Below are 23,146 nucleotides of genomic sequence, written 5' to 3'. Positions count from 1 at the left end.
CCCATGACGGAACAGGACCCACTGAGCCAGCTCAGAGACATTCACCTGCCCCAATCCGGAGGCTTCTGGCCACCGGCGCCCGGCTGGTGGCTGTTAATGGCCATTGCGATTGCCCTGGGCATTCTGGCGTTCGTGCTGATCCAACGAAAACGGCGCAAAAACCGTTGGCTGAAAACCGCCAACACTGAATTGAACAGACTGGAGCAGGCAGCAACACCCAACAGCCAATGGTTCGGTGCGGTGAACGCTTTACTGAAACAAGCAGCGCGTATCCGTTACCCCGAACGCCTCCCGGAATCCCTGTCCGGCGAACCCTGGGTTCGCTTTCTTCTGGAAACCAGCCCGAAGGATCGCATAGCCTCACGCCCGGTGGTGGAAGCCATGGTGAACAGCAGTTGGCAACCGATACCCGAGTGCCATACCAGCGATGCTGTCGCGTTTGCCCGTGTTTGGCTGGGAGGCCAAAAATGCTGAGCCTTGCATTGCCATGGGCCCTGTTGCTGGCTCTGGTTCCCCTGATTATCCGTTTACGCAAGCGCAGTGCTCAGGCTGTGGAGGCACCGGTTTTCCCGGTCGGGCATTGGTTGTCGGACCTGCCGGGCGTCAGCCGTAGCGGTAGCCACGCCCCCCTTTGGCAGCAATTGGCACTGTTATTGATCTGGCTGTTGTTGGTCGTGGCCCTGGCACGCCCCCAACACGTCGGCGAACAGGTACAGTTGCCAGTCAGCGGCCGTGACCTGCTTCTGGCAGTGGATATTTCCCCGTCAATGGACGAACAGGACATGGTCATACAGGGCCGCAGTATCAACCGACTACAGGCGGTGAAACGCGTGCTGGATGACTTTATCCAACGCCGCGAAGGTGACCGCCTGGGGCTGCTGTTGTTCGGTACAGAGCCCTATATCCAGGCGCCGCTGACCTTTGACCTCGCCACCGTTCGCACGCTGCTGCACGAGGCAGGTATCGGCATGGCCGGGCGGGCCACGGCGATCGGCGACGCCCTTGGCCTGGCGGTCAAGCGCCTTCGTGATCGTCCCCAGGAACAACGCGTGGTGATCCTGCTCACCGATGGCGCCAACACCGCTGGTGAGATCGCGCCAGACAAGGCGGCGGAGATAGCAAAAGCCGCCGGCGTACGCATCTACACCATTGGAATCGGCGCCGAAACCATGGTCCAGCGTGGGCTGCTCGGCTCCCGCCGGGTCAACCCATCCCGCGACCTCGATGAGGGTTTGCTGACGCGAATTGCCCAGCAGACGGGCGGTGAGTACTTTCGGGCCCGCAGCCTGCCTGAGCTGGAACTGATCTATGAAAGTATCAACCAGCTTGAACCCATCGAACTGGAAGGCAAGCACTATCGTCCGGTGACTGAACTGTACGTCTGGCCTGCCGGGATTGCAGTCTTGATCTGGCTGCTACTTCAGGGCGCCAGAGTCGCCAGCAACCGGCTTGAAACCAGAAACAACGCACGGGGAGGAAACCATGGCTGATTTTCACTTCCTGCGCCCACTTTGGCTGCTGTTACTTCTTGTCGCCCTTTTACTGCCGCTGGTATTTAAACGTGTCCGCCAGAGCGACAGTGGCTGGAGCCGCGTGATACCGCCGCAACTGCTGCGCCCACTGATCAGTCAGTCTGGTGTCGCTGGCGGTCAAAAACGCTCGCCCGTGTTGCCGGTCGTTGCCGCCATCGTGGTGCTTGCCGTTGCCCTTGCCGGCCCGTCGTGGCGCAAGGCGCCCACGCCATTGCAACAACAGAACGACAGCCTCGTCATCGTGCTGGACCTGTCGCTGTCAATGCTTGCCACCGATGTAACACCCGACCGCCTGACCGTCGCCAAGCGCAAGATACGCGATATTCTGAAGGCACGGGAGGGCAGCCTGACGGCCCTGGTGGTCTACGCCGCAGACGCGCATGCAGTCACACCGCTGACGGACGACCGCAATACCATCGAGGGCATGCTGGAGGTACTCGAACCGGTGATCATGCCCGCTGCAGGAAACCGAACCGATCTTGGCATACAACGTGGCCTTGACCTGCTGGAACAGGGCGCCCCGGGAACAGGACGACTGTTACTGATTGCAGACAATGTGGACGAACGTTACCTTCCCCGCATCAACGATACCCTCACGGGCAGCCGGTTCGCGCTCAGCACCCTGACCGTTGGTACTTCAGAGGGGGGGCCAATACCGCTGGCACGCCAGGGATTCATTCGCGACGGCGGCGACATCGTAATTTCCCGTGCAGATCCCAAAGGCATGACGGAACTGGCGGAAAGTAACGGTGGAGACAGTCATAGCCTGACCATTACGGACGAGGACATCCGCACCCTGGAACTGCGCCCTATCGACTCGGACAACTGGGAAGACAGCGAGCGCGGCCTGACAGTCAACCGCTGGCAGGATGATGGCTACTGGCTATTGTGGCTGGCTGCGCCACTGGCCTTGCTCGGCTGGCGTCGCGGCGCCATGGTTGCGGTACTGGTAACGCTTTTGCCGCTCACGCCACGCCCCGCAACGGCCATGGACTGGGAGGCTCTTTGGTCCCGGGAGGATCAGCGCGCGCCTGCGTTGATCGAAGAAAGCCCGGAACGGGCTGCCCGAATTCTCGACGACCCGCAATGGCGTGGCAGCGCACTGTATCGCTCGGGGGAGTATGAGTCCGCAGCGGGCGCGTTCGCCAGCGAAGACACACCCGGGGCAAGCTACAACCGCGGCAACGCCCTGGCCCGTGCAGGCAAGTTGGAAGAAGCCCTCGAGGCCTACGAGAACGTGCTGGCGAAGCAACCCGAGCACGAAGATGCCTTGTTCAACCGGGACCTGGTGAAACAGCTGCTGGAGCAGCAACAGAACCAATCCAGCGGAGACGGCAGCGAATCGTCAGACCAGGAGGGCGATCAACAGCAACAGGGTAACCAGCAGAACTCACAGAATGGGTCGGATACCCGGAATCAGGATGGTGACCCGTCGGATCAGGCGGGGCAGAACCAGCCTGACAACCAACAGAATGGACAGCAGGACAACGAGCCACAGGATAGTCAGCAGAACGGCCAAAGCGATGAACAGGAAAAGCAGGCGGAGGGTGAACAACAACGCCAGCGTGATGCCGACTCTGCTGAGAGCAACGGACAGGCATCCAGGGCACCGGCGGAGCTGGATACGTCTCCACTGACCCAGGGGCAGGAACAATGGCTCCGGCGCGTGCCCGATAATCCGGGCGGCCTGTTGAGGCGCAAATTCCTGCAACAATACCAGGAACGAGAAACACCATCTGACGAGGGCGATACACCATGGTAAGCCGGCTGACCGGTCCGTTTATTCTGATACTGCTGCTTATCACCATGGCGGGGCCGGCCATGGCAGCCAACGATCTGACCGTTGAACCCGACAGAACCCGCCTTTACGAGGGCGAAGTGCTTACCCTGAGCGTCAAGGGCAGTACCAAAATCGATATCAATCTCGGAAACCTGTTCGATTTCGACTTGTCGAGCCTGCCAAAACCGGACATCGAAAAGGTAGAAGACGACTTCGAGATTCTCACCCGCAACCAGCAATACTCCATCCGCACCGTCAATAATGAGATGGTGGGGGAGATCACATGGACTTACCAGCTCGCGCCCCAAAAGACCGGTAAGTTGACCATTCCGCCCCTTAGCTTCCGCGACTCCCGTTCAACCCCCGTCACCATCGAGGTTATCAGCGGCACCCCACCCAATCAGGAGGGCGACGCCCAGAGAGACAGCTTTATCGAGTTGGCCGCAGACAAGGACGAAGTGTACGTTCAGGAACAGCTGGTGCTCTCCATCAAGCTGTTTTTCACCGGCAACCTCATTCGCGGTGAGCTCTCCGAACCGGAGCACCCGAATGCCATTGTAGAATCGCTGGGCAAGCAGAATGAGTACACTCGCTACCGGGACGGTGTTCGCTATCGTGTGGTTGAGCGCCGCTACGCACTGTTTCCCCAGAAAGAGGGACAACTCAGCCTGCAGCCCATCCGTTTTGAGGGCCAGGCCCGCAATGAACAGGGCCAATTGAAGTTTCTCCGCGACAGCGCCAACCTGTTTGATATCACCGTCAAAGGTGTGCCAGCTGGATTCAGTGGAGACACCTGGTTGCCCGCCCGCAAGCTGGAGCTGGATCAGTCAGGACTGCCACGGAACCAGAATCTGACAGCGGGCCAGAACCTTACCAGGAGCCTCACCATGAGGGCGGAGGGTCTGCCTGCCGAATCCCTGCCTCCGTTCCCGGAACAGACGCCCGATAGCATACGGGCCTACCCGGAAAAGCCCGAGCGCACAACCACACCTGGCACAGAAGGGCTGACCTCGACACTGACCCAGACCACCGCACTGGTGCCGGTGCAGCCTGGACAGTTAACACTGCCCGAAATCCGGATCCCCTGGTGGGATACTGAAAGCGACAGCGAAAAAGTAGCGGTTATTCCTGCTCATACGATGGTCGTTGAGGGAATTCCTGGCCAGATCGACTCGGGGCCCAACAACCCGGAAGGCGCCTCGGAAGCGGTTACGGAGACCAACAATGACCCGGCATCAGGTGAGCCTGACGGGGAGTCCGGTGCCGTATTCTGGCCATTGGCCACTCTAGCCGTTCTGGTGGGATGGCTGCTCACACTGACGGCCTGGTGGTACAGCAGGCGCCGCACCAATGCTGGCAAGGTCGTGGCGAGTCAGGGAGATAACCGGGAAAAAGTGCTATTCCGCGACCTGTGCGAGGCAGCGCAGGCGGGATCACCCAAGACGACCGATCTGCTTGTGCGCTGGATGTCTCAACGGCATCCGGAGCGCACCTTCCAAAGCCTAACGGACGTGAATCGGTTTCTGGGCGACACGGAGCTGGCCGCCGAGATCGAACAGCTTCAACAGCGTTTATTCGGTACACCCGGTGAATCGGCCACGTCAGAGCCCTGGCAAGGAGAACGACTTGTCGCTGCGCTGATCCGCGTGCGCGGGGCCGCCAGTGAATCAGCCCCCGGGGATCAGCTGCCGCCGCTCTACCCGCAGGGCCTGAGCACCAGCCGGTGAAAGATTACGGCGCCAGTTGGGTATCAATCACCAGGGTGACAGGCTCGTTTTCGCCCTCACCCACTGGCACCGGCTGATCCACCTCGCCCTGCCAGTCACCTGCTTGTGGCCTGGCGTTGCCAGAGCGCGACAGTCGCGCTTGCAGGCGCACTTCGCCCGCCTCCGACAGTTTTGCACCCGCGGACATATTGAAGCGGTCGTCCAACCGGATCTCCATCGGCAACTGGCCCGCACTCAGCCGTGCCACCGCCAGCGGTGGACCGCCCTGAACGTCCGCCCGACGTGCCAGAACAAACAGGATGGTGTCGTCAGGAATCTCACCCCGGAATGCTTCCTCTATTTCCACCCGGACGGTCACGCCAGCCGCGGATACCTCTAACGGTTGCTCCTGTGGCACCTGCCGACCCAGGCGCTGATAGGCCTGCTCAATGCCCTGGCGGATGGACGCAATCTGGGGGTGATTGGGCGCCACCGAGACGATGCGCTCCCAATACCGGATCGCCTCCTCAAAGTTCTGCTGGCTGAATGCATGGATACCGAGCAAGCCAAGGGAATTGACCTCGTCGGGATTGAGCGACCTGGCCTTTTCAATGGCGTTCGACACTCCTCGGTTGAGGTCACCCTCACTCAGGAAAAACGCAGCCTGGGCTGATAATCCCCAGGCGACGGCTTTGCCGTTCTCATCATCCTCAATACTCTCTGCCAGCCGTTCGAAGGCCCAAGCCGCATCCTCATACTGCTCAATGCGCATATAGCTACGCCCCAGCATGGCCCAGCCCTCCGTGTTCTCCGGATTGGCCTCCAGCCGCTCGCGAAGCTGGGTGGTCAGTTCCTGCATCTGGCCCAGGCGATCGCCGTCGGCTGCCATCATCTCCTGCATGGCACGGAACTGCTCGACGTCGTCCATGGCGCCCCACTGTCCGTACAGAAATACCGCAGCGGCGGGAATAACGGCGAGGCAGGCAATCGCAATAACTACGGCACTTTTCCCACCCCTGGCCCGGTCCGGTGAATCAATGACGCCACGTTCGGCATCCGGGACATCATCAAGCATGCTGCCAGCCAGTTCTTCCCGGAGTTGTTGATAGCTTTCCTCGTCCAGCGCGCCGGCATCGAACTCACGATCCAGTTCCGCCATTCGGCTTCGATATGCCAGCAGGTTCTGGTTGCGCAGGTCCATCTCTGCCCGCCGGCTGGAACGATGCAGGAACAACGGCGCCACCACAAACGCCAGGGCAAGTACAATTAATACAGCGGCCGTCAGCCAGAAGGTCTGTGTCATAGAACAGTCATTAATCCGGTTGAGAAAGAGTGTTGTTTGAAGTCAGGTGCGGCTGGAGTCATCGCCATCAAGCATCCGGGATGCCCGCGCACGCTCTTCGTCAGTTAGGGGCGACTCGTCCTGACCGGCCCTGCGGGAGCGGATCACAATCCCCGCCACCACCATCAGCCCCCCCAGAACCACAATGGCCGGCGTTGCCCACAGCAGGATGGTGCGGCTATCCACTTCGGGCTTGTAGCGCACGAACTCACCAAAGCGGTCGACCAGCGCTCCAACAATTTCCTCGTTGCTGGCGCCGTCAGACATCATCCGGTACACCTCGTCGCGCATGTCCTTGGAAATCGGCGCATTGGAATCGGCAATGTTCTGATTCTGGCATTTCGGGCAACGCAACTCCGAAATCAGGGTCTGGAACCTCTGCTCCTGCGCCTGTGTATCGAACCCGTATACGTCCCGGGCGTCCGCTGCGGACATCGGCGCAATCGTAACCAGCAACAGCCATGCAAACACCGAACGCCACATCAGTTTTTCTCCCTGAACCGGTCGACGATGGGCTTGATGTCCTGCTCCCATACTTTTTCGTTGATCACGCCAACGTGGCGGTAACGCACAATTCCTTCGGCATCAATGACATAAGTTTCCGGTGCGCCATAGACCCCCAGGTCAAACCCGAGGCTGCCACGGGGATCGTAGACCGACACCTGATACGGATCGCCCAACCTGTCCAGCCAGACCAGGGCATCATCCCGGTTGTCCTTATAGTTAAGGCCAACGATGCGAACACCTTTCTCTTCCGCCAGCCAGACCAGATCACCATGCTCATCTCGGCATGCCGGGCACCAGGTACCCCAGACGTTCAGCAGAGACATCTGACCTTCAAAAACCTCACGGGTCAGTTCGCGGCTCTCGTCGTGGAGATCCGTCAACAAAAACTCGGGCACCGGTTTTCCGATCAGCGCCGACTCCAGTTTGTTGGGGTCCTTGCCGATACCGGCGAACAGGACCACGCCGAGTACCACGGCGAGGATCAACGGCGTGAACAGAAGGAGCCGCTTCATGACGCCACTCCTGCCGCGTCTGCGCCGCGATCACCACCTGCATTCGGTGCCTTGGCCTTGCCGTTTTCCGCAACCTTGTCGCGAATGCGATAGCGACGATCTGAAATGGCCAGGAAGCCACCGGCAGCCATAAACAGCGATCCGAGCCACAACCAGCGAACCAACGGCTTGTATTGAAGCCGGATCGCCCAGGCGTCGTCAGACACCCGCTCACCTATGGCGACAAAAATATCCCGGAACAGGCCGCCGTCAATACCGGCCTCGGTCATGGTGTTGCGCTGAACCATGTACTGGCGCTTCTCGGGATAAAGCGTGGATACTAGGCCACCATCCGAATCGTAAACCTCAAAACGCCCGTATTCCGCGGTGAAATTCTGTCCCCGTCGGTTGCCAATCTCCGCAAATGCCACCTGATAATCCCCCACCATCGCGGTGTCGCCGGGCGACATACGAACATCCCGCTCGATACCGTAATTGGAAGCAACCGTCGCACCGGCCATCGTGATGGCCAGTCCCAGGTGCCCGAACACCATGCCGTAGTAACTGCGGGATTGGCGCTTCAGGCCGTGCAGACGGCCCTTCCGTGACCCGGACTTTTCCCAGAGATCCCAAAAGGTCGCCACCGTAATCCACATTGCTGAGAACAGCCCCCCAAACGCCCAAGGCTCGAACGTGCCGTACCCGACCAGCACAGCCGAAGTGCCAACGATACTGACTGCCAACGGCCACAACAGTTTGCGGCCCAGCCAGCCGCCGTCGGTTTTCTTCCAGCGGGAGAATATACCTGCCCCCAAAAGCAAGCCTGCGGCAATTCCAAGAGGGCTGAAGGTCAGGTTGAAGAAGGGCTCACCAATGGACAGCCGCCCCATGTCCAGATAGTCCAGAACCAACGGATAAAGGGTACCCACCAACACCAACAGGGTTGCTGCAACCAGCAACACATTGTTCATCAGCAGAAAGATTTCACGGGACAGGCTGCCGTAACGGGAGCGCACATGCACCACCGGCGCCCTGAACGCATACAGGGTCAGGCTCGAAACAATAGTGATCGCCAGCAGCGCCAGCAGAAATGTACCCCGGTCAGGGTCAGAGGCGAAGGCGTGGACAGAGGTCAGCACCCCGGAGCGCACCAGGAAGGTTCCCAGCAGGCTCAGGGCGAAGGTCACAATGGCCAACAGCACGGTCCAACTCTTGAAGACGCCGCGTTTCTCAGTGACGGCCAGACTGTGCATCAATGCCGTTCCTGACAACCAGGGCAGCAGCGAGGCGTTCTCGACCGGGTCCCAGAACCACCAGCCGCCCCAACCCAGTTCGTAATAGGCCCACCAGCTACCCAGAGCAATACCCAGGGAAAGGAAAGCCCAGGCCACGGTAGTCCAGGGGCGGGACCAACGAGCCCATGCCGCATCCAGTTTGCCATTGATCAGCGCGGCAATGGCAAAGGCAAAAGCCACGGAAAAGCCCACATACCCCATGTACAGCATAGGCGGGTGCACAATCAGCCCGAAATCCTGCAACAGCGGGTTCAGGTCGGCGCCATCGGCCGGCACATTAGGGAGCGTACGATCGAAAGGATTGGAGGTCACGATAGTAAACAACAGGAAACCCACCGTGACCATACCAAGTATCGACAAGACCTGGGACACCATCACCGACGGCAGGCGACGGCTAAACACGGCGACGGCCAGTGTCCAGCCAACGAGCATCAGCACCCAAAGCAACAGAGAGCCTTCATGCCCGCCCCAAACCGCACTGAACTTGTAGTACCAGGGCAGCATGCTATTGCTGTTGTTGGCGACATAGGCCACAGAAAAGTCATCGGTCACAAACGCGTGGGTCAGAAGACCAAAGGCCATGGCAACGAAGACAAACAGGCCCGCTGACAGCGGCCGGGCGAAGGCCAGCAGCTGATCACGCCCCGTCACCGAGCCCACCAGGGGGACCACGGAAAGGAGCACTGCCAGCAACAGCGCGAGTATCAGTGTGATCTGTCCGAGTTCCGGAAACATCAGAATTCTCCAACTCTCTTAAACGTGGGCCAGCAACGCTAGTAACCGGCGCTGGATTCACCGGTTGCCCCAGGCATGGCAGCTCGCTTGCCGGCGGCCTTTTCCAGGGCTTCGTTCACTTCCGGTGGCATATAGTTCTCATCGTGCTTTGCCAGCACCTGGTCCGCGACAAAACGACCATTTCCGTCCATGCGCCCCATGGCGACAACGCCCTGCCCTTCCGCAAACAGGTCCGGCAGGATGCCGGTGTACTCCACCAACACCGACGAGGTAAAGTCTGTCACCTTGAACTCCACTTTCAGGCTTTCCGGATCACGTTGCACTGACCCTTCTTCCACCATGCCACCGGCACGGATGCGGACGTCCACTGGCGCTTCACCAGCGGCAATTTGGCTTGGGTCGTAAAACAGGTTGATGTTCTGCCGCAGCGCGTAGGTCGTCAGGGCCACAGCCACCGACACCCCGACAAGGAGAAAAAGGACAATGGTGAGCCGTTTTTTTCGGATCGGGTGCATGTTTGATATACCAGTCAGTCTTGTGAAGATTCAATTCGGGTAAAGCTGGCCGTCGGGCGCTCGTCGGCCGACGGCATGGGGGCGGCGCGGCGTTGCTGTTGAGCGATCACGACCCGCCGCTGACGCAGCGACCACCAGATCACGACACCCATCAGCAGGAAAAACATCGCATAGCAGGCCCACACATACGGGCCGTGGCCGCCCATCGCCAGAAAAGCGCCAAATGAGTCGAATGCCATTGCGTCAGTTCCCCCGTGCCTGAACCAGTTCTTTTACCCAGCGTGTGCGCCCTTCACGCGCCAGTATGTGGGTCTGCATACGCAGACAGGCGAGCCAGCCAAATATCAGATAAAGCCCCAATACCGAGAGCAACAGGGGCACCCACATTTCCGCGGGCATACTGGGCTTTTCCGTGAGCTTGAACGTCGCGGGCTGGTGCAGGGTATTCCACCACTCCACGGAATACTTGATGATTGGTATATTGACCACCCCTACCAGTACCAGCACGGCAACGGCGCGTGCCGAGGATTTCTCATCGGAGATGGCCGCTCCCAGCGCCATCACCCCAAAATAAAGAAACAGCAGGATCAACATCGAAGTAAGCCGGGCATCCCAGATCCACCAGGTTCCCCAGGTGGGTTTACCCCACACCGCCCCGGTAAACAGGGCCAGGAAGGTCAGCACCGCACCAACCGGTGCCACAGCCGTGACGAAGACATCGGCCAGTTTCATACGCCAAACCAGCGTAACCAGCGCCGCAACGGCCATCATGATGTACACCGACTGGGCCAGAAACGCAGACGGTACGTGAATGAAAATAATGCGGTAGCTGTTACCCTGCAGGTAATCCTGTGGCGCAAACACCAACCCCCAGACAATACCGGTCATCAACAGGGCTGCCCCCGCCACGAGCAGCCAGGGCATCAGCGTTGAGGCAATGCCGAAGAACCATTTTGGCGACCCCAGCTTGTGAAAGATTTGCCACATCAGGTTGTTACCTTTTTATCTTTAACTGTTGGACAGACTGATCCTCAGGGCCGCCGCCGATGCGAACGGCGCCAGTGTCAGCGCCAACACCAGAAATGCCCCCATCAACGCGAGCTGTCCACCCACCGACGCGCTCTCAGACGCAGCCATTACCGTGCCTGTGCCAAAAATCAGCACCGGAATGTACAGCGGAATGATCAGCAGGGACAAGAGCACGCCTGCCGATCTCAATCCGAGGGTCAAGGCCGCACCAATGGAACCGATCAAGCTGAGGACCGGTGTGCCGATCAGCAGCGTTAGACACAGAATGGCGACAGAGTTCCCCTCAAGGTGCACCATCACCCCCAGAACAGGCGCCAGCATCACCAATGGCAGGCCAGTGAGCACCCAATGGGCCAATGACTTCGCCAGTACCAGCAAAAACAGCGGCTGGGGTTGCAGTACCAGTTGTTCAAGCGTGCCGTCATCGAAATCATGACGGTAAAGATGATCCAGCGACAATAACACGGACAGCAAGGCCGCAACCCACAGGATACCGCTACCCGCCTCTCTCAGGAATGCGACTTCGGGGCTAACTCCAAGGGGAAAAAGCGTTACGACCATGACAAAAAACAGTAACGGATTGAGCAGATCCTGGGGCTGACGAAAGGCGGTTTTCAGATCCCGCAAGAATACGGCTTTCATGGCCGACAACGCACTTACCGACTCCTCCGGCGTACGAACAGGAAGCTTGGCTTCAGAGGCCATGGTCATGACGTCCCCCCAGGGTAACTCGGTGCATCGAGGGCAGATTAAAATCGTGGTGCGTGGTCACCACAATCGCACCACCACTTGCGACACGCTCCACCAGCAATCGCTCCAGGGCAGCCACACCGTGGATATCAATGGCAGTGAATATCTCATCCAGAATCCACAGGGGTTCATCCGCAACCAGCAACCTGGCGAGCGCCACCCGACGCTGCTGCCCGGCGGACAGATTACGACTGGGTACATTCTGAAAGCCACCCAGGCCAGTGCCTTCCAATGCCTGCCAGAGCACCTTATCGGTAACATAGCGACGCCCGGCCATCAGGGTGCGGAGATTTTCCATGGGGGTGAGCAACGGTTTGATACCCGGGCGATGGCCAAGGTAGAGCATATTGCGGAGGAATTCCTCCCGGTAGGCATGACGAGGCCTGCCGCGCCAGAGCAAGTCACCACTGTAACTGTCGTTCAATCCGGCAAGAATTCTAAGCAACGTGGTCTTGCCAGAGCCGTTAGGCCCCTCGACACGGGTCAGAGTACCGGGCAGTATGGAGACAGAGAGGTCCCGGAACAGTATCCGGTCATCACGCTCACACTGCAGATTGACAGCCTGTAGTAACGGCTCAGACATCGGGGCCCCAGAGCTGGTGTACACATTACTGACCCGGTGGGTTCAGACGTTCGGAAAGGCAATACTTACCGGCGGGGCGTATTATAGCGAAAGCGCCTCTGGAATACTCTTGTCTGACATCAAATCAGTGGCAATGAAATTACCAAACGGTAACCCTACACCACCGCCTAAAACCGAGTCACCGGCGCCGATCCTTCAGCGGCCAGCCGGAGGACAACCTTCGGCAGCGCTGGATGCGGCCTCCGCCCGTGTGCAGCTTGACCAGCTCAAGCTTGCCAATCGCGAGGCAACACTGGCTCGGGTGGCAGAAGTGATCAACCGACAGTCCTCTGCCGGCGCGCAATTGTTGCTGGAGATTCGTGGCCAGTCGCTGACCGTTCATGCGGCCATTGGAGACACGTCCCTTGAAACCGGTGACTGGGTCAAAGTCATGCGTGCGGGTAATGAACTGCAACTGATGGGTAAGCTGGCCCAGACGCCGGAAACCACTATCTCCCGGGCGCTGGCGCAGCGCCTGCCCTGGCAACAGTCCATTGATGCCGGCCTTGCCAGAATTCTGACAACGCTCACCGGCGGTACGAGACCCGACAGCGTTGTGCCCACTGGGGCACCCATCAACAATCCACCACTGCCACTTCCCCAACCGGTGAGGCAGGCTATTGAACAACTGGTATCACGGCTGCCCTCCAGCCAGTCACTGACGCCAGGCGCCGGAACTCAACCCGGTACGGCCAGCCAGTTACGACAGTGGGTCGAGGAAAGCGGGCTGTTCGCCGAATCGCGGCTGGCGAGGGCACCTCAGGCCGCCCTACCCGATCTCAAGCTGGCTATCGGCCGGGTCATTACCACCTTGCTCGCACAACAGGGGAACGGCCCCGACGCCTTCAACCGCTTTACACCGCTGGCAAGTCCGGAACTGGTGCAGGCACCGCTTCAGTTTCCCAATACGATTCCACCTCCGCCACCACAGGGGGCTGCGGAGCCAACGGTTGGTCAAATGCTCAGGCTGCTGGCTGGCATGCTCAATCGTATTACCGTGAATCAGTTACACAGCCAGATACTCTCCACGCGGACCACCGCAGAGGCGCCAACGCCGGTATCGACCATGCTACTGGAGCTCCCCTGGCTGAACCCCAACAACGAACCACGAATCGCCCAGTTGCGAATCGAACAGGACCCGGCAGACAGCGGCCAGAAAACCTCCGGCAATCCCCAGGCAACGGAGTGGCGCCTGTCTCTGGCCATGGACCTGGACGAAGCCGGGCCTTTGCATTTTGATGTATCACTGCGGCAGGATCAGGTGTCTGCACAGGTGTGGGCGGAGAAACAGTCTACGCTGCGTCAGGTGCGGGAAGATCTGCCGCAATTACGAAAGGGCCTTTCGGATATCGGCCTGGATGTGGTGGACCTGGAGTGCCGGCGGGGGACACCAAGGGGTGCCAACACCCGTCTTGAGCACCGGCTGGTGGACACGCGGGTATGAGCAAAGATCACCGGAAAACCGATTCACCGGCGGCGGTGGCACTGAAATACGATGGCGAGCGAGCCCCGGTCATTGCGGCGAGCGGCACCCACGAACTGGCAGAGGAAATCATCCGCATTGCCCGTGAGCATAATGTGCCGCTGTACGAAAATCCGGAGCTGGCCAGCATACTGGCGCGACTGGAGTTGAACGATGAAATCCCGGAGACACTCTACCGGGTGGTGGCTGAAATTCTTGCCTTTGCCTTCAACCTTCAGGGCCGTACGCCAGAGGACGCCGGACGGCCCAGTGAAGATTAGGCGGATGGGCCCTTAGGTCAGGCCGCCTGGCGCTTACGGAGCGCTGATACCAGTTCGGCTTCCGGCCGCGAAATGCCGCAGGTGTTCATCAGGTCGTCGATATCCGCCCCCAGGTCCACTAACCTTGAGGCCTCATCGTAGGAAATCCTCAACGGATCGTTCTGACGCATTTCGTCAAGCATACCGCGCAGTTCATGAAGCTGGCGCTCGCACGTGACCACTCGCTGCCCAACCCCCATACTGCCACTGGCTGTTGCGTGGAGCTCGCGGCCAAGGGTTTCGCAGCGCTCTTTCATTTGCTCCCGAAGTTTTCGGTTTTCACGGCGTAGCATCAGACCCTGTGCGAACAGTAAGCACAGGGCAGCGGCTGTCAGGAGCCACGGGGCCAGGGAAGAGATTTCTGCAAACATGATGGACGTCCTCGGTTCGTTGAAACCACGGGGCGTCCATCCAGCCTGCTGTCCGGCCAAAGCCGGCGTTACAGTGAGGAGATTTCAGCCCATTCGTGGTCTGACAACATCTTGTCGAACTCGACCAATATGATCAGTTCGCCGTTCTTGTTACACACACCCTGGATGAACTTGGCGCTTTCCTCGTTCCCCACATTGGGCGCGGTCTCGATTTCACTGGCTTTCAGGTACACCACCTCGGCAACCGAATCCACCAGGATACCCATCACCTGGTTGGACGACTCCATTACCACAATGCGTGTCGCGTCAGTGACTTCCGCATCCGCCAGGCCAAAACGACGGCGGGTGTCGATAACGGTGACCACATTGCCCCGCAGGTTGATGATGCCCAGAACGTAATCCGGGGCACCTGGAACCGGCGCAATCTCGGTGTATCGCAACACTTCCTGGATCTGCATGACATCAATGCCATAGGTTTCGTCATCCAGCCTGAAGGTCACGTACTGCAGTACCTGATCATCCTGGGCCTGATTTTGCTGTCCGCTCGGGGATGCCATTGCCTTGTATCTCCTGTTCGGCTGCCCGGCGGGCAGCCTGATCGTCAAAAATTCATCATCAGTGCCCAATACTATAGTTCAGGGCACAAACCGTGCCAGCAGAGCACGGTTTCATTCGGTAACTGGAAATTGCTAGCTCAGGTCGAGGTGGTGTTCCCGCTCAGCCCGGACCAACAAGTCCGCCATGGTTTTTACATCAACCAATGCGCACATGTGATCGATGACCGTGCCCGCCAGCCAAGGCCGCTTGCTGCGGGCCGTGCGCCAACGTACTTCCTCCGGCTTCAGGGTAAACGACTGCGCAACATCGTCACAGGCCACCCCCCACTCACTGCTGTCCAGCCGGATCACGAAGCGATAGTTGTCCCGTGCGTCTGCCGGTGCCCGGCCCGCCATGATCCACTCCGCCGTGTCCACCACTCTGAGGTTACAGTCCCGGTCCGGGCGCATGCCCATGTACCAGCGGGGGCTACCGGGGATCGGCTTCACCGGCTCTTCTATTCGGTGAATGGCACCAAGCAGGATCAACGGCACCGCCAGTTGCAACCCCGCCACCGTGAAGATCAGGCATTCGAACGGTTTGTCCGACCATTCCGGCCGCCCCGGGGGTTCCACCTCAGGGGGCGACGGAACATCGACGGCCTGCTTGTGCTCAACCGGGGGTGGCTCCACCTCCGGTGCTTTTTCAGCCACCGGGGCCGGTGTTACCGGCTTTCGCAACTCAGCCTTGGCCTCCGCGATCGGGCGGGCCACAACGGACGCGGGCTTCGGCGCGATACGAGTGCGTTCACGAGCCACCGGTTTTGGCGGTTCCGGTTCCTCACGCAGGGCACTATCCGTCGCCGTATGCAGCAGTTCGTCCAGATAGCTGGCGATGGCAGAGCCAGGGTCCGCCACCTGTGTCATTTTTTTGTCAGCCATGCCGACGCTCCGCCACCGAGCGTGTTATTTCCTGTAGATCGCTCAGCAGGCGGGCATATCCCCGGACACCATGGGTTCCAGCATCCATGGACGACGGGGTAGTCCCAGCCTGGCTGGCATCGCGGAACTTGGTGTCCACTGGGATGGCAAAACGCCAGAGCGTATCGCTGTGGGTCTTTCGCAACTGGTTAAGACTCTTCACCGATGCTTGCGTACGCCGGTCAAACAGCGTCGGTACGATGGTGTAGGAAAGCTGATTCTTCTGGGAGCGCATGATCATGGTGAGCGTATGCAACATCCGTTCAAGGCCCTTGATGGCCAGGAATTCGGTTTGTACCGGAATAATGAGGTGCTGGGCAGCGGCAAGCGCGTTCACCATCAGCACGCCCAGCGAGGGCGTATTGTCCAGCAGGACGTAGTCGAAATCGTCCCACAACTGGGTCAGGGCCCGGGATACAATCAGCCCCATGCCCTCAACACCGACCATTCTCCGCTCAAGGGTTGCCAGCGCTGTGCTGGCCGGCAACAGGGATAGCCCCGGACAACTGGTTTCGGTAATCAACTGGGCCGGCAGACCATCCGGTACTTTGCCCTGGTGCTGGAACAGGTCGAACACACTGTGGGCGATGGTATCCGGGTCGTACCCAAACCAACTGGTCAATGAACCATGGGGGTCCAGGTCGACCACCAGCACACGCTTGCCACTCTCGGCCAGCAGGCCACCCAAGGTGACAACCGACGTGGTTTTCCCCACACCGCCCTTTTGATTGGCTACTGCCCAGATGCGCACGCTATGCACTCCATATCCATTACCACATTCATCGCCAACCTCGTCACCACACGAATTCTCCAGAAATACCTGTTCCGGAAACATCGCACGCATACCGTGTTATCGGCCACGATCCGTTCAACTTGAAAACAATCCGGCAAGAGCTTGCCGGGGTCTAAAGATGTACAGACGTTAATACAGATATTGTGCCAACTCGCCTATAGGCACCTTCCGCCATGACTCTGCAACGTGATGATCGGAAAGGTGTTATCGCATCGCGCCACGTATACTGGCGTCGCGGGAGATCAGCAGGACCACGCGTCGATTGCGGCGACGGCCTTCCTCGGTGTCGTTGCGGGCCACCGGTTGGTGCTCACCGTAACCCACGGCGGCCAGCCGTTCGGCTTCAACACCCTCCATCGACAACATGCGTACCACCGCCGCTGATCGCGCAGCGGACAGTTCCCAGTTGGAGGGGAAGGCACCGGTGTTTATCGGGCGGTTATCTGTGAAGCCCTCCACCCGGATGGCGTTATCCCGGTTGCGGAGTACACCGGCGATTTTCTCCACCACGTCGAAGGCATCGTAATGGGGCTCGGCATCGCCGCTGCTGAAAAGCAGGCTGTTGCGGAGACTCAGCTCCAACCACTCGTCGCTGGTTTCCAGGGTAACCACCCCCTGATTGATCAGTTCGTCAAACTCCAGAGCCAACTGGTCCGCCATGGCACGCAGCGCCTCGGTGCGCCCTTCTGCATTCATGGAGGGGTTTTGCGGAGCTTCGGTCACCGGCGGGTTAATCACATCCTCGGCGGCCTGCGGCGTCGAGCGCCGGGGCTGGTCGCCCACTTCGATAGGCTGGAAGGAGCGCTGGGGGGCATTGAAGACGCCTGTCAGAGTTTCAGACAATACCTTGTACTTGCCCTCGTTCACCGACGACACGGAATACATCACGACGAAGAACGCGAACAACAGGGTGATAAAGTCGGCGTAGGAGATCAGCCAGCGTTCCTTGTTGTGAAGGTCGTCGTCCTGCTGCCTGCGTCGTCTCATCAGCTTACCCCTGGCTCCGGTGCCGACACTACAGGAAGCCCCGTAGGCGCAGTTCAATGGATTTGGGGTTCTCGCCATCGGCAATGGCGATGATGCCGTCGATCATCATGTCTTCATAACGGGTGCGTTCCCGCAAAATGCCGCGCAACTTATTGGCAACCGGGAAGAACAGCAGGTTGGCAAGAGCCACTCCGTAGATGGTAGCCACGAATGCAGTGGCGATACCGCTGCCGAGTGACTGGGGGTCTTCGAGGTTGGTCATCACCTGAATCAGCCCCATCACCGCGCCAATGATGCCAATGGTGGGCGAATAACCACCCATGGCCTCGAACACCCGGGCGGATTCCAGATCCCGCTGTTCGCGGGATTCCAGGTCTACCTCCATGATGCTGCGGATGGTTTCTGTCTCAGCGCCGTCCACCAGCAATTGCAGCCCCTTACGTGCAAAGCGTTCAGATTCTTTCTCAGCCAACCCTTCCAGCCCCAGCAAACCCTGCTTACGGGCCTTGACGCTCCAGTCAATGACCTTGCCGATTCCATCTTCCAGGCTGATGTAGGGTGGAAAGAACACCCAGCGCACCTGGGAAAAGGCCCGCTTTAACAGCGGCCACGAGGTCTGGAGGATGGTGGCTGCGAGCGTACCACCAATGACGATCAGCGCAGCCGGGCCATTGAACAGCGAGCTGATGGCGCCGCCTTCCAACAGGTTTCCACCGAGAATCGCCACAAAGGCCAGAATGACGCCGAGCAGGCTGAGAATATCCATCAGCTCACCCCATCTGCCAGGCGGGGGCCAATGTCATCAAGTGCCAGAATTTCGTCGGACAACCCCGCCTTGGCCACGGCCATGGGCATGCCGTAGATCACCGACGTTTTTTCGTCCTGGGACCAGATATCGGAGCCCGACTGTTTCATCAGTCGACAGCCTTCCTTGCCATCCGAACCCATGCCCGTGAGGATTAACCCCAGGGTCTTGCCGGGAAAACTCCTGGCCAGCGAGCCGAACGTCACATCCACACAGGGCTTGTAGTTAAGCCGGTCATCTCCTGGAAGAATCCTGACTCTGCCCTGCCCTCCCCGATTTTCAATCATCATCTGTTTGCCGCCTGGGGCAAGCAGCGCGACGCCCGGCTTCAGCATTTCGCCGTCTTCGGCCTGGCGCACCTCAATCCGACATAACTTGTTCAGCCGTTCGGCAAACGCCGGGGTAAAACTGGCTGGCATATGCTGAACGAGAACCACAGGCGCGGGGAACCCGGCCGGTAACGCCATCAGTACACGTTGCAAGGCCACCGGGCCGCCGGTCGACGTGCCGATGGCGACCACACTGTAGTGCTTCGCCGGCCCACGACGAATCGAACGACGGGCCGGTGTTTCAGGCTCAGGGGCGCTGCTGCGAGAAGGCCTGTCCGGTGCCGCCGGCCTTTCGGGTGCGCTGCGCCTTGCAGGTGCGGGGCCACGGTAAGAAGGCGTCGGGGGCGCAGCAGGAGGCGGCGCCGACAGTTTCGCACCAGGACGACTGCCAGCGACATCCAGTACACGCTCAATGAGTATTTTCTGAAGTTGGCTGGAATCCCGGGCGATTTCCTCAAAATTCTTGGGCAGGAAATCAACGGCACCCGCCTCAAGGGCATCCAGGGTCACCCGGGCACCCTCGTAAGTCAGGGATGAGAACATCAACACCGGCGCCGGGTGTCGCTTCATGATCTCACGGACGGCGCTGATACCGTCCATAACGGGCATTTCATAGTCCATGGTAATGACGTCTGGCCTCAGCTTTTCAGCCAGCTCGACACCTTCACGCCCGTTGGTGGCGACTCCCACCACCTTGATCTGACCGGAAGCGGTCAGGATTTCCGTCAGTCGCTTGCGGAAAAAACCTGAATCATCAACGACCAGGACAGAAACCGTCATCCATTTCTCCTAAACCTGGGCCTGCCGCAATGTTATTTGCCGTAGTTCTGCAGCAGGCTTGGAACATCAATTATGAGTGCAATACGGCCGTCGCCAGTGATGGTTGCACCCGCCATACCCGGCGTTCCCTGCAGGGCCCGGCCCAGGGGCTTGATCACCACCTCTTCCTGCCCGATCAGTTGATCCACCACAAAGCCGACGCGCCGTGTTCCCATCGCCACAATAACCACATGAGCGTTCTCTGGTTCCGGCTGCCCAGCGGCGCCTTTGACCAGCCATCGCTTGATGTGGAATAGCGGGAAGACTTTGTCTCGAACCACAATGCATTCGCGGCCATCCACTATGTTCTTCTTGCTGAGGTCCAGATGGAAAATCTCGACCACGTTCACCAGTGGCAGCGCGAAGGACTGGTCGCCAAGCATGATCATCAAGGTAGGCATGATGGCCAGAGTCAGCGGCACCTTGATGACGATGCGAGATCCTTTGCCCAGCTCCGACTCCACACTCAGTTGCCCATTGAGCTGACTGATCTTGGTTTTCACCACGTCCATGCCGACACCACGACCGGAGACATCGGATATCTGGTCCTTGGTGGAGAATCCGGCGGAGAAAATCAGGTTGTAGCACTCGCTGTTGGTCAGTCGATCGGCAGCATCCTGTTCGTAAATGCCCTTTTCCACCGCTTTTCGGCGCAGCACATCCGGATCCATGCCGGCACCGTCGTCTTCGATGGACAATAGAATGTGGTCCCCGTCCTGCTCGGCAGACAGAGTTACACGGCCCTGGCGAGGCTTGCCCGCCTTTTCACGAACATCAGGCGCCTCTATACCGTGATCAACCGAGTTGCGCACAAGATGGACCAGAGGATCGGACAGCGCCTCCACCAGGTTTTTGTCCAGGTCGGTCTCTTCTCCGTGCATCTCAAGGTTGATTTCTTTCTTCAGGCTGCGGGCCAGGTCGCGAACCACCCGAGGGAAGCGGCCAAACACTTTCTTGATGGGCTGCATCCGCGTTGCCATCACCGCGGACTGGAGATCGGTGGTCACCACGTCCAGGTTGGAGACGGCCTTGTGCATATGCTCGTCTTCACTCTGGGCGCCCAGACGCTGCAACCGGTTACGCACCAGCACCAGTTCACCCACCATGTTCATGATGTCGTCCAGGCGCTTGGTGTCCACCCGTACCGAGGTTTCGGCCACAGGCGCGTTGGCGTCCCGCGCAGGCATCGCAGGTGCTGCACTTGCCTTGCCGTTTTCCGGAGGCACTTTTTCAGGTTTACCCGCCGGCTGGGCGGGCTTGTCAGCCTTGACACTGGCGGGCGTGGCCGCTGGCTGCTTCGCATCAGGCGCCGGGGCTGATCTGGCAGTTTCCGCCGTAGGGCTACCCCCCTTGCCGTGCAGGTCATCCAGCAACTTTTCGAACTCGTCATCCGAAATCAGGTCGTCGCCACCCTTGCTGTCACTTATCTCATCGCTGGAACCTTTGCCAACGGAAGCATTCTGGGCGTCAGGGGCTGCCTTGCTGGATTCAGGCGGACCTGAAAACTGACCCTTGCCATGCAATTGGTCCAGCAGAGCCTCGAATTCATCATCGGAGATGTCGTCTCCGCTGCCTCCGTCACCGCCGGAAGATTCATTGCTGTCGCCACTGGAAACCGGGGCGCTGTCTTTGTCCTCTTCCAGGGCATCCAGCAATCGCTCAAATTCGTCGTCGGTAATATCACCGCCATCGTCTCCATAACTGGCGTCGCCCACCTCGTTCTGTTCATCAGCAGCAGTGGCGTTAACTTCAGAGACGCTCCCTGCCGGTTGCGCCAACGCGTCCAGAGCGGCGATCAGTTCCTGGGGAGCAGGAGTCAGTTCTTCGTGATGGCGTACCTGTTCAAACATGGCATTGACGTGATCCAGGGCTTCCAGCACCACGTCCATCAATTCGGAATCCACCTTGCGCTTGTGGTTGCGCAGGATATCAAAGACATTTTCCGCGGAGTGGCAGCAATTCACCAGGGCATCGAGTTGCAGAAACCCAGCGCCGCCCTTTACGGTGTGGAAACCACGAAAGATGGCGTTGAGCAGATCGCTGTCGTCCGGGTTTTGTTCCAGGTCGACCAGTTGCTCCGACAGCTTTTCGAGTATCTCGCCTGCCTCAACAAGGAAGTCCTGCAGGATCTCTTCATCGGCATCAAGCGCCATGCGTTACCCTCTCTTACTCAGAAACCGAGACTGGACAGAAGATCATCAACATCGTCCTGTCCCGATACTACGTCTTCGCGTTCTTCGGCCTTGATCTGTGGACCAACACCCTGTTCCGCCGATATCTTTTCCCGTTCTTCCAGCTCGTGCACGGTGCCGGTCATCTGGTCCACATGGCTCGCCATCACTACCAGGCTCAACAGATGCTCTTCCACCTCTTTAACCAGAGTGGTGACCTTTTGGATCACCTGCCCAGTGAGGTCCTGGAAATCCTGGGCCAGGAGAATTTCCGACAGATTGTCGTACATCGCCCCGGCATCGGTATTCAGCGTCACGAAAAACGTGTCGATACGGGCATAGAGCTCACGAAATTCAGCCGGCGCCATCTCACGGCGGCGCAATTTCTGCCACTGGTCCCTCAGCTCCGCGGCCTCGTCGCGGAGGGCACTGGCCTTGGGCATAGCCTCCTCAACCAGGTCCATGGTCCGGTTGGCCGCCTTACCGGTCATCTGAACCACGTACTCCAGACGATCCGACGCATCGGTCATCTTCGAAAGGGCTTCGGACTGTTCAGCATTACGGGGGTCAATCTGGAAGTTGCGGATCGCCTCATGGAGGCTGCGAGTCAATCGCCCTACTTCCCGATACAGGCTCTGGTCCCTCACCTCGCTCAGCTCATTGATCAGGGTCATCGCGCGGCCGTATTCCCCAGCGTTGACCTGTTCGACCAACTCGGCCGCCTGGCTGCGGAGCTTCTCCGTAACCTCAGGGTCAAGCCCCTGTGGGTCTTTATTGCTATTGCTCATGGGAGCCGTCCGACTTCTGATTACTGGATGCGTTCGAAGATCTTCTCAATCTTCTCCTTGAGTACGGCTGCCGTGAAGGGCTTAACCACATAGCCGTTCACGCCGGCCTGCGCAGCGGCGACGATCTGGTCCCGCTTCGCCTCGGCGGTCACCATAAGCACAGGCAGGGTCTTCAGGTTATCGTCGGCACGGACTTCCTTCAGCAGATCGAGCCCGGACATCCCTGGCATATTCCAATCGGTTACCAGAAAATCGTACTTTCCGCTCTTGAGCATCGGCAGTGCGGTATTGCCATCGTCCGCTTCGTCAGTATTGGTAAAACCAAGATCACGAAGCAGGTTCTTAATGATCCGTCGCATTGTGGAGAAGTCATCCACAATCAGGATTTTCATATTCTTGTCCAATGGGACCTCCAGTTAAAAACGCCCGGAATTCGTTTTGGCTCCCGGCTCACAGTCTAGCAGGCCAGGTAGTTTAACC

Annotated in this window: 25 protein-coding genes; 6 read left to right on the top strand and 19 right to left on the bottom strand. The window is 59.1% G+C overall.

Annotation, left to right across the window (positions count from 1 at the left end; genetic code table 11):
- Positions 1-3 precede the first annotated feature (3 nt).
- From AC13D2_RS13000 to AC13D2_RS12985, 4 genes are read left to right on the top strand one after another with little or no spacing between them, the layout of a single operon-like run.
- Positions 4-474: a DUF4381 domain-containing protein gene (locus tag AC13D2_RS13000; RefSeq protein WP_300495306.1), complete on the top strand. Its 471-nt coding sequence runs from the start codon at positions 4-6 to the stop codon at positions 472-474.
- Complete coding sequence (locus AC13D2_RS12995) at positions 468-1,490, top strand: vWA domain-containing protein (protein ID WP_420389071.1); 1,023 nt, start codon at positions 468-470, stop codon at positions 1,488-1,490. The genes AC13D2_RS13000 and AC13D2_RS12995 overlap by 7 nt, the downstream gene beginning before the upstream one ends.
- Positions 1,483-3,294, top strand: coding sequence for a vWA domain-containing protein (locus AC13D2_RS12990; RefSeq protein ID WP_482938737.1), 1,812 nt, complete (start codon positions 1,483-1,485; stop codon positions 3,292-3,294). Before AC13D2_RS12995 ends, AC13D2_RS12990 begins: the two co-directional genes overlap by 8 nt.
- Positions 3,288-5,039: a BatD family protein gene (locus AC13D2_RS12985; RefSeq protein WP_482938736.1), complete on the top strand. Its 1,752-nt coding sequence runs from the start codon at positions 3,288-3,290 to the stop codon at positions 5,037-5,039. The genes AC13D2_RS12990 and AC13D2_RS12985 overlap by 7 nt, the downstream gene beginning before the upstream one ends.
- Positions 5,040-5,043: 4 nt before the next feature.
- Here AC13D2_RS12985 and ccmI read toward each other — a convergent pair whose 3' ends face one another.
- From ccmI to ccmA, 9 genes are read right to left on the bottom strand one after another with little or no spacing between them, the layout of a single operon-like run.
- Entirely contained in the window at positions 5,044-6,321 is a 1,278-nt protein-coding gene (gene ccmI, locus AC13D2_RS12980) for a c-type cytochrome biogenesis protein CcmI (RefSeq protein WP_482938735.1), read from the bottom strand.
- Between the two features lie 42 nt (positions 6,322-6,363).
- Positions 6,364-6,843 carry a cytochrome c-type biogenesis protein gene (locus tag AC13D2_RS12975; protein WP_292047624.1) on the bottom strand — a complete coding sequence of 160 codons (480 nt, stop codon included), beginning with the start codon at positions 6,841-6,843 and terminating at the stop codon, positions 6,364-6,366.
- The gene (locus AC13D2_RS12970; protein WP_420389075.1) at positions 6,843-7,379 is read right to left on the bottom strand and encodes a DsbE family thiol:disulfide interchange protein; all 537 of its coding nucleotides are present in this window, start codon (positions 7,377-7,379) and stop codon (positions 6,843-6,845) included. The genes AC13D2_RS12975 and AC13D2_RS12970 overlap by 1 nt, the downstream gene beginning before the upstream one ends.
- Entirely contained in the window at positions 7,376-9,388 is a 2,013-nt protein-coding gene (locus AC13D2_RS12965; RefSeq protein WP_420389076.1) for a heme lyase CcmF/NrfE family subunit, read from the bottom strand. Before AC13D2_RS12965 ends, AC13D2_RS12970 begins: the two co-directional genes overlap by 4 nt.
- Positions 9,389-9,426: 38 nt before the next feature.
- Positions 9,427-9,903: a cytochrome c maturation protein CcmE gene (gene ccmE / locus AC13D2_RS12960; RefSeq protein WP_300495326.1), complete on the bottom strand. Its 477-nt coding sequence runs from the start codon at positions 9,901-9,903 to the stop codon at positions 9,427-9,429.
- A 14-nt stretch (positions 9,904-9,917) separates the two neighbouring features.
- Positions 9,918-10,142 (bottom strand): heme exporter protein CcmD, encoded by a 225-nt coding sequence (gene ccmD / locus AC13D2_RS12955; protein ID WP_482938734.1) that lies wholly within the window; start codon positions 10,140-10,142, stop codon positions 9,918-9,920.
- Positions 10,143-10,146: 4 nt separating this feature from the next.
- On the bottom strand, positions 10,147-10,890 hold the full coding sequence (gene ccmC / locus AC13D2_RS12950) for a heme ABC transporter permease CcmC (RefSeq protein WP_482938733.1): 744 nt from the start codon (positions 10,888-10,890) through the stop codon (positions 10,147-10,149).
- Between the two features lie 21 nt (positions 10,891-10,911).
- Entirely contained in the window at positions 10,912-11,643 is a 732-nt protein-coding gene (gene ccmB / locus AC13D2_RS12945) for a heme exporter protein CcmB (protein WP_482938732.1), read from the bottom strand.
- Positions 11,627-12,265, bottom strand: a complete 639-nt coding sequence (gene ccmA, locus AC13D2_RS12940; RefSeq protein WP_292047617.1) for a cytochrome c biogenesis heme-transporting ATPase CcmA — start codon at positions 12,263-12,265, stop codon at positions 11,627-11,629. Before ccmA ends, ccmB begins: the two co-directional genes overlap by 17 nt.
- Before the next feature lie 109 nt (positions 12,266-12,374).
- On the opposite strand from ccmA, the gene fliK reads away from it, so the two are divergent.
- Positions 12,375-13,748: a flagellar hook-length control protein FliK gene (gene fliK / locus AC13D2_RS12935; protein ID WP_300495330.1), complete on the top strand. Its 1,374-nt coding sequence runs from the start codon at positions 12,375-12,377 to the stop codon at positions 13,746-13,748.
- The gene (locus tag AC13D2_RS12930; RefSeq protein ID WP_300495332.1) at positions 13,745-14,047 is read left to right on the top strand and encodes an EscU/YscU/HrcU family type III secretion system export apparatus switch protein; all 303 of its coding nucleotides are present in this window, start codon (positions 13,745-13,747) and stop codon (positions 14,045-14,047) included. The genes fliK and AC13D2_RS12930 overlap by 4 nt, the downstream gene beginning before the upstream one ends.
- A gap of 17 nt (positions 14,048-14,064) precedes the next feature.
- Here AC13D2_RS12930 and AC13D2_RS12925 read toward each other — a convergent pair whose 3' ends face one another.
- The 10 genes from AC13D2_RS12925 to cheY all read right to left on the bottom strand — a co-directional run bounded on the left by AC13D2_RS12925 (position 14,065) and on the right by cheY (position 23,070).
- Complete coding sequence (locus AC13D2_RS12925; RefSeq protein ID WP_300495335.1) at positions 14,065-14,457, bottom strand: DUF2802 domain-containing protein; 393 nt, start codon at positions 14,455-14,457, stop codon at positions 14,065-14,067.
- Between the two features lie 68 nt (positions 14,458-14,525).
- Positions 14,526-15,014 (bottom strand): chemotaxis protein CheW, encoded by a 489-nt coding sequence (locus tag AC13D2_RS12920; RefSeq protein ID WP_007153948.1) that lies wholly within the window; start codon positions 15,012-15,014, stop codon positions 14,526-14,528.
- Between the two features lie 132 nt (positions 15,015-15,146).
- A complete protein-coding gene (locus tag AC13D2_RS12915) occupies positions 15,147-15,935 on the bottom strand; it encodes a chemotaxis protein CheW (RefSeq protein WP_300495339.1) in 789 nt (262 codons plus the stop codon).
- A complete protein-coding gene (locus AC13D2_RS12910; RefSeq protein WP_300495446.1) occupies positions 15,928-16,725 on the bottom strand; it encodes a ParA family protein in 798 nt (265 codons plus the stop codon). Before AC13D2_RS12910 ends, AC13D2_RS12915 begins: the two co-directional genes overlap by 8 nt.
- A gap of 246 nt (positions 16,726-16,971) precedes the next feature.
- Entirely contained in the window at positions 16,972-17,754 is a 783-nt protein-coding gene (gene motD, locus AC13D2_RS12905) for a flagellar motor protein MotD (RefSeq protein WP_292047610.1), read from the bottom strand.
- Between the two features lie 28 nt (positions 17,755-17,782).
- Positions 17,783-18,520 (bottom strand): flagellar motor protein, encoded by a 738-nt coding sequence (locus AC13D2_RS12900; protein WP_007153952.1) that lies wholly within the window; start codon positions 18,518-18,520, stop codon positions 17,783-17,785.
- Positions 18,520-19,668 (bottom strand): protein-glutamate methylesterase/protein-glutamine glutaminase, encoded by a 1,149-nt coding sequence (locus AC13D2_RS12895; RefSeq protein WP_300495344.1) that lies wholly within the window; start codon positions 19,666-19,668, stop codon positions 18,520-18,522. Before AC13D2_RS12895 ends, AC13D2_RS12900 begins: the two co-directional genes overlap by 1 nt.
- 32 nt (positions 19,669-19,700) lie before the next feature.
- Entirely contained in the window at positions 19,701-21,860 is a 2,160-nt protein-coding gene (locus tag AC13D2_RS12890) for a chemotaxis protein CheA (RefSeq protein WP_482938731.1), read from the bottom strand.
- A 17-nt stretch (positions 21,861-21,877) separates the two neighbouring features.
- On the bottom strand, positions 21,878-22,666 hold the full coding sequence (locus tag AC13D2_RS12885; RefSeq protein WP_300495347.1) for a protein phosphatase CheZ: 789 nt from the start codon (positions 22,664-22,666) through the stop codon (positions 21,878-21,880).
- Positions 22,667-22,686: 20 nt separating this feature from the next.
- Positions 22,687-23,070: a chemotaxis response regulator CheY gene (cheY, locus tag AC13D2_RS12880; protein WP_300495349.1), complete on the bottom strand. Its 384-nt coding sequence runs from the start codon at positions 23,068-23,070 to the stop codon at positions 22,687-22,689.
- Positions 23,071-23,146 lie beyond the last annotated feature (76 nt).

The sequence above is a fragment of the Marinobacter sp. B-12 genome (genome assembly GCF_056857915.1).
Note: the sequence above shows the minus strand (reverse complement) of the source record. Positions and strands in the feature narration are given on the sequence as shown.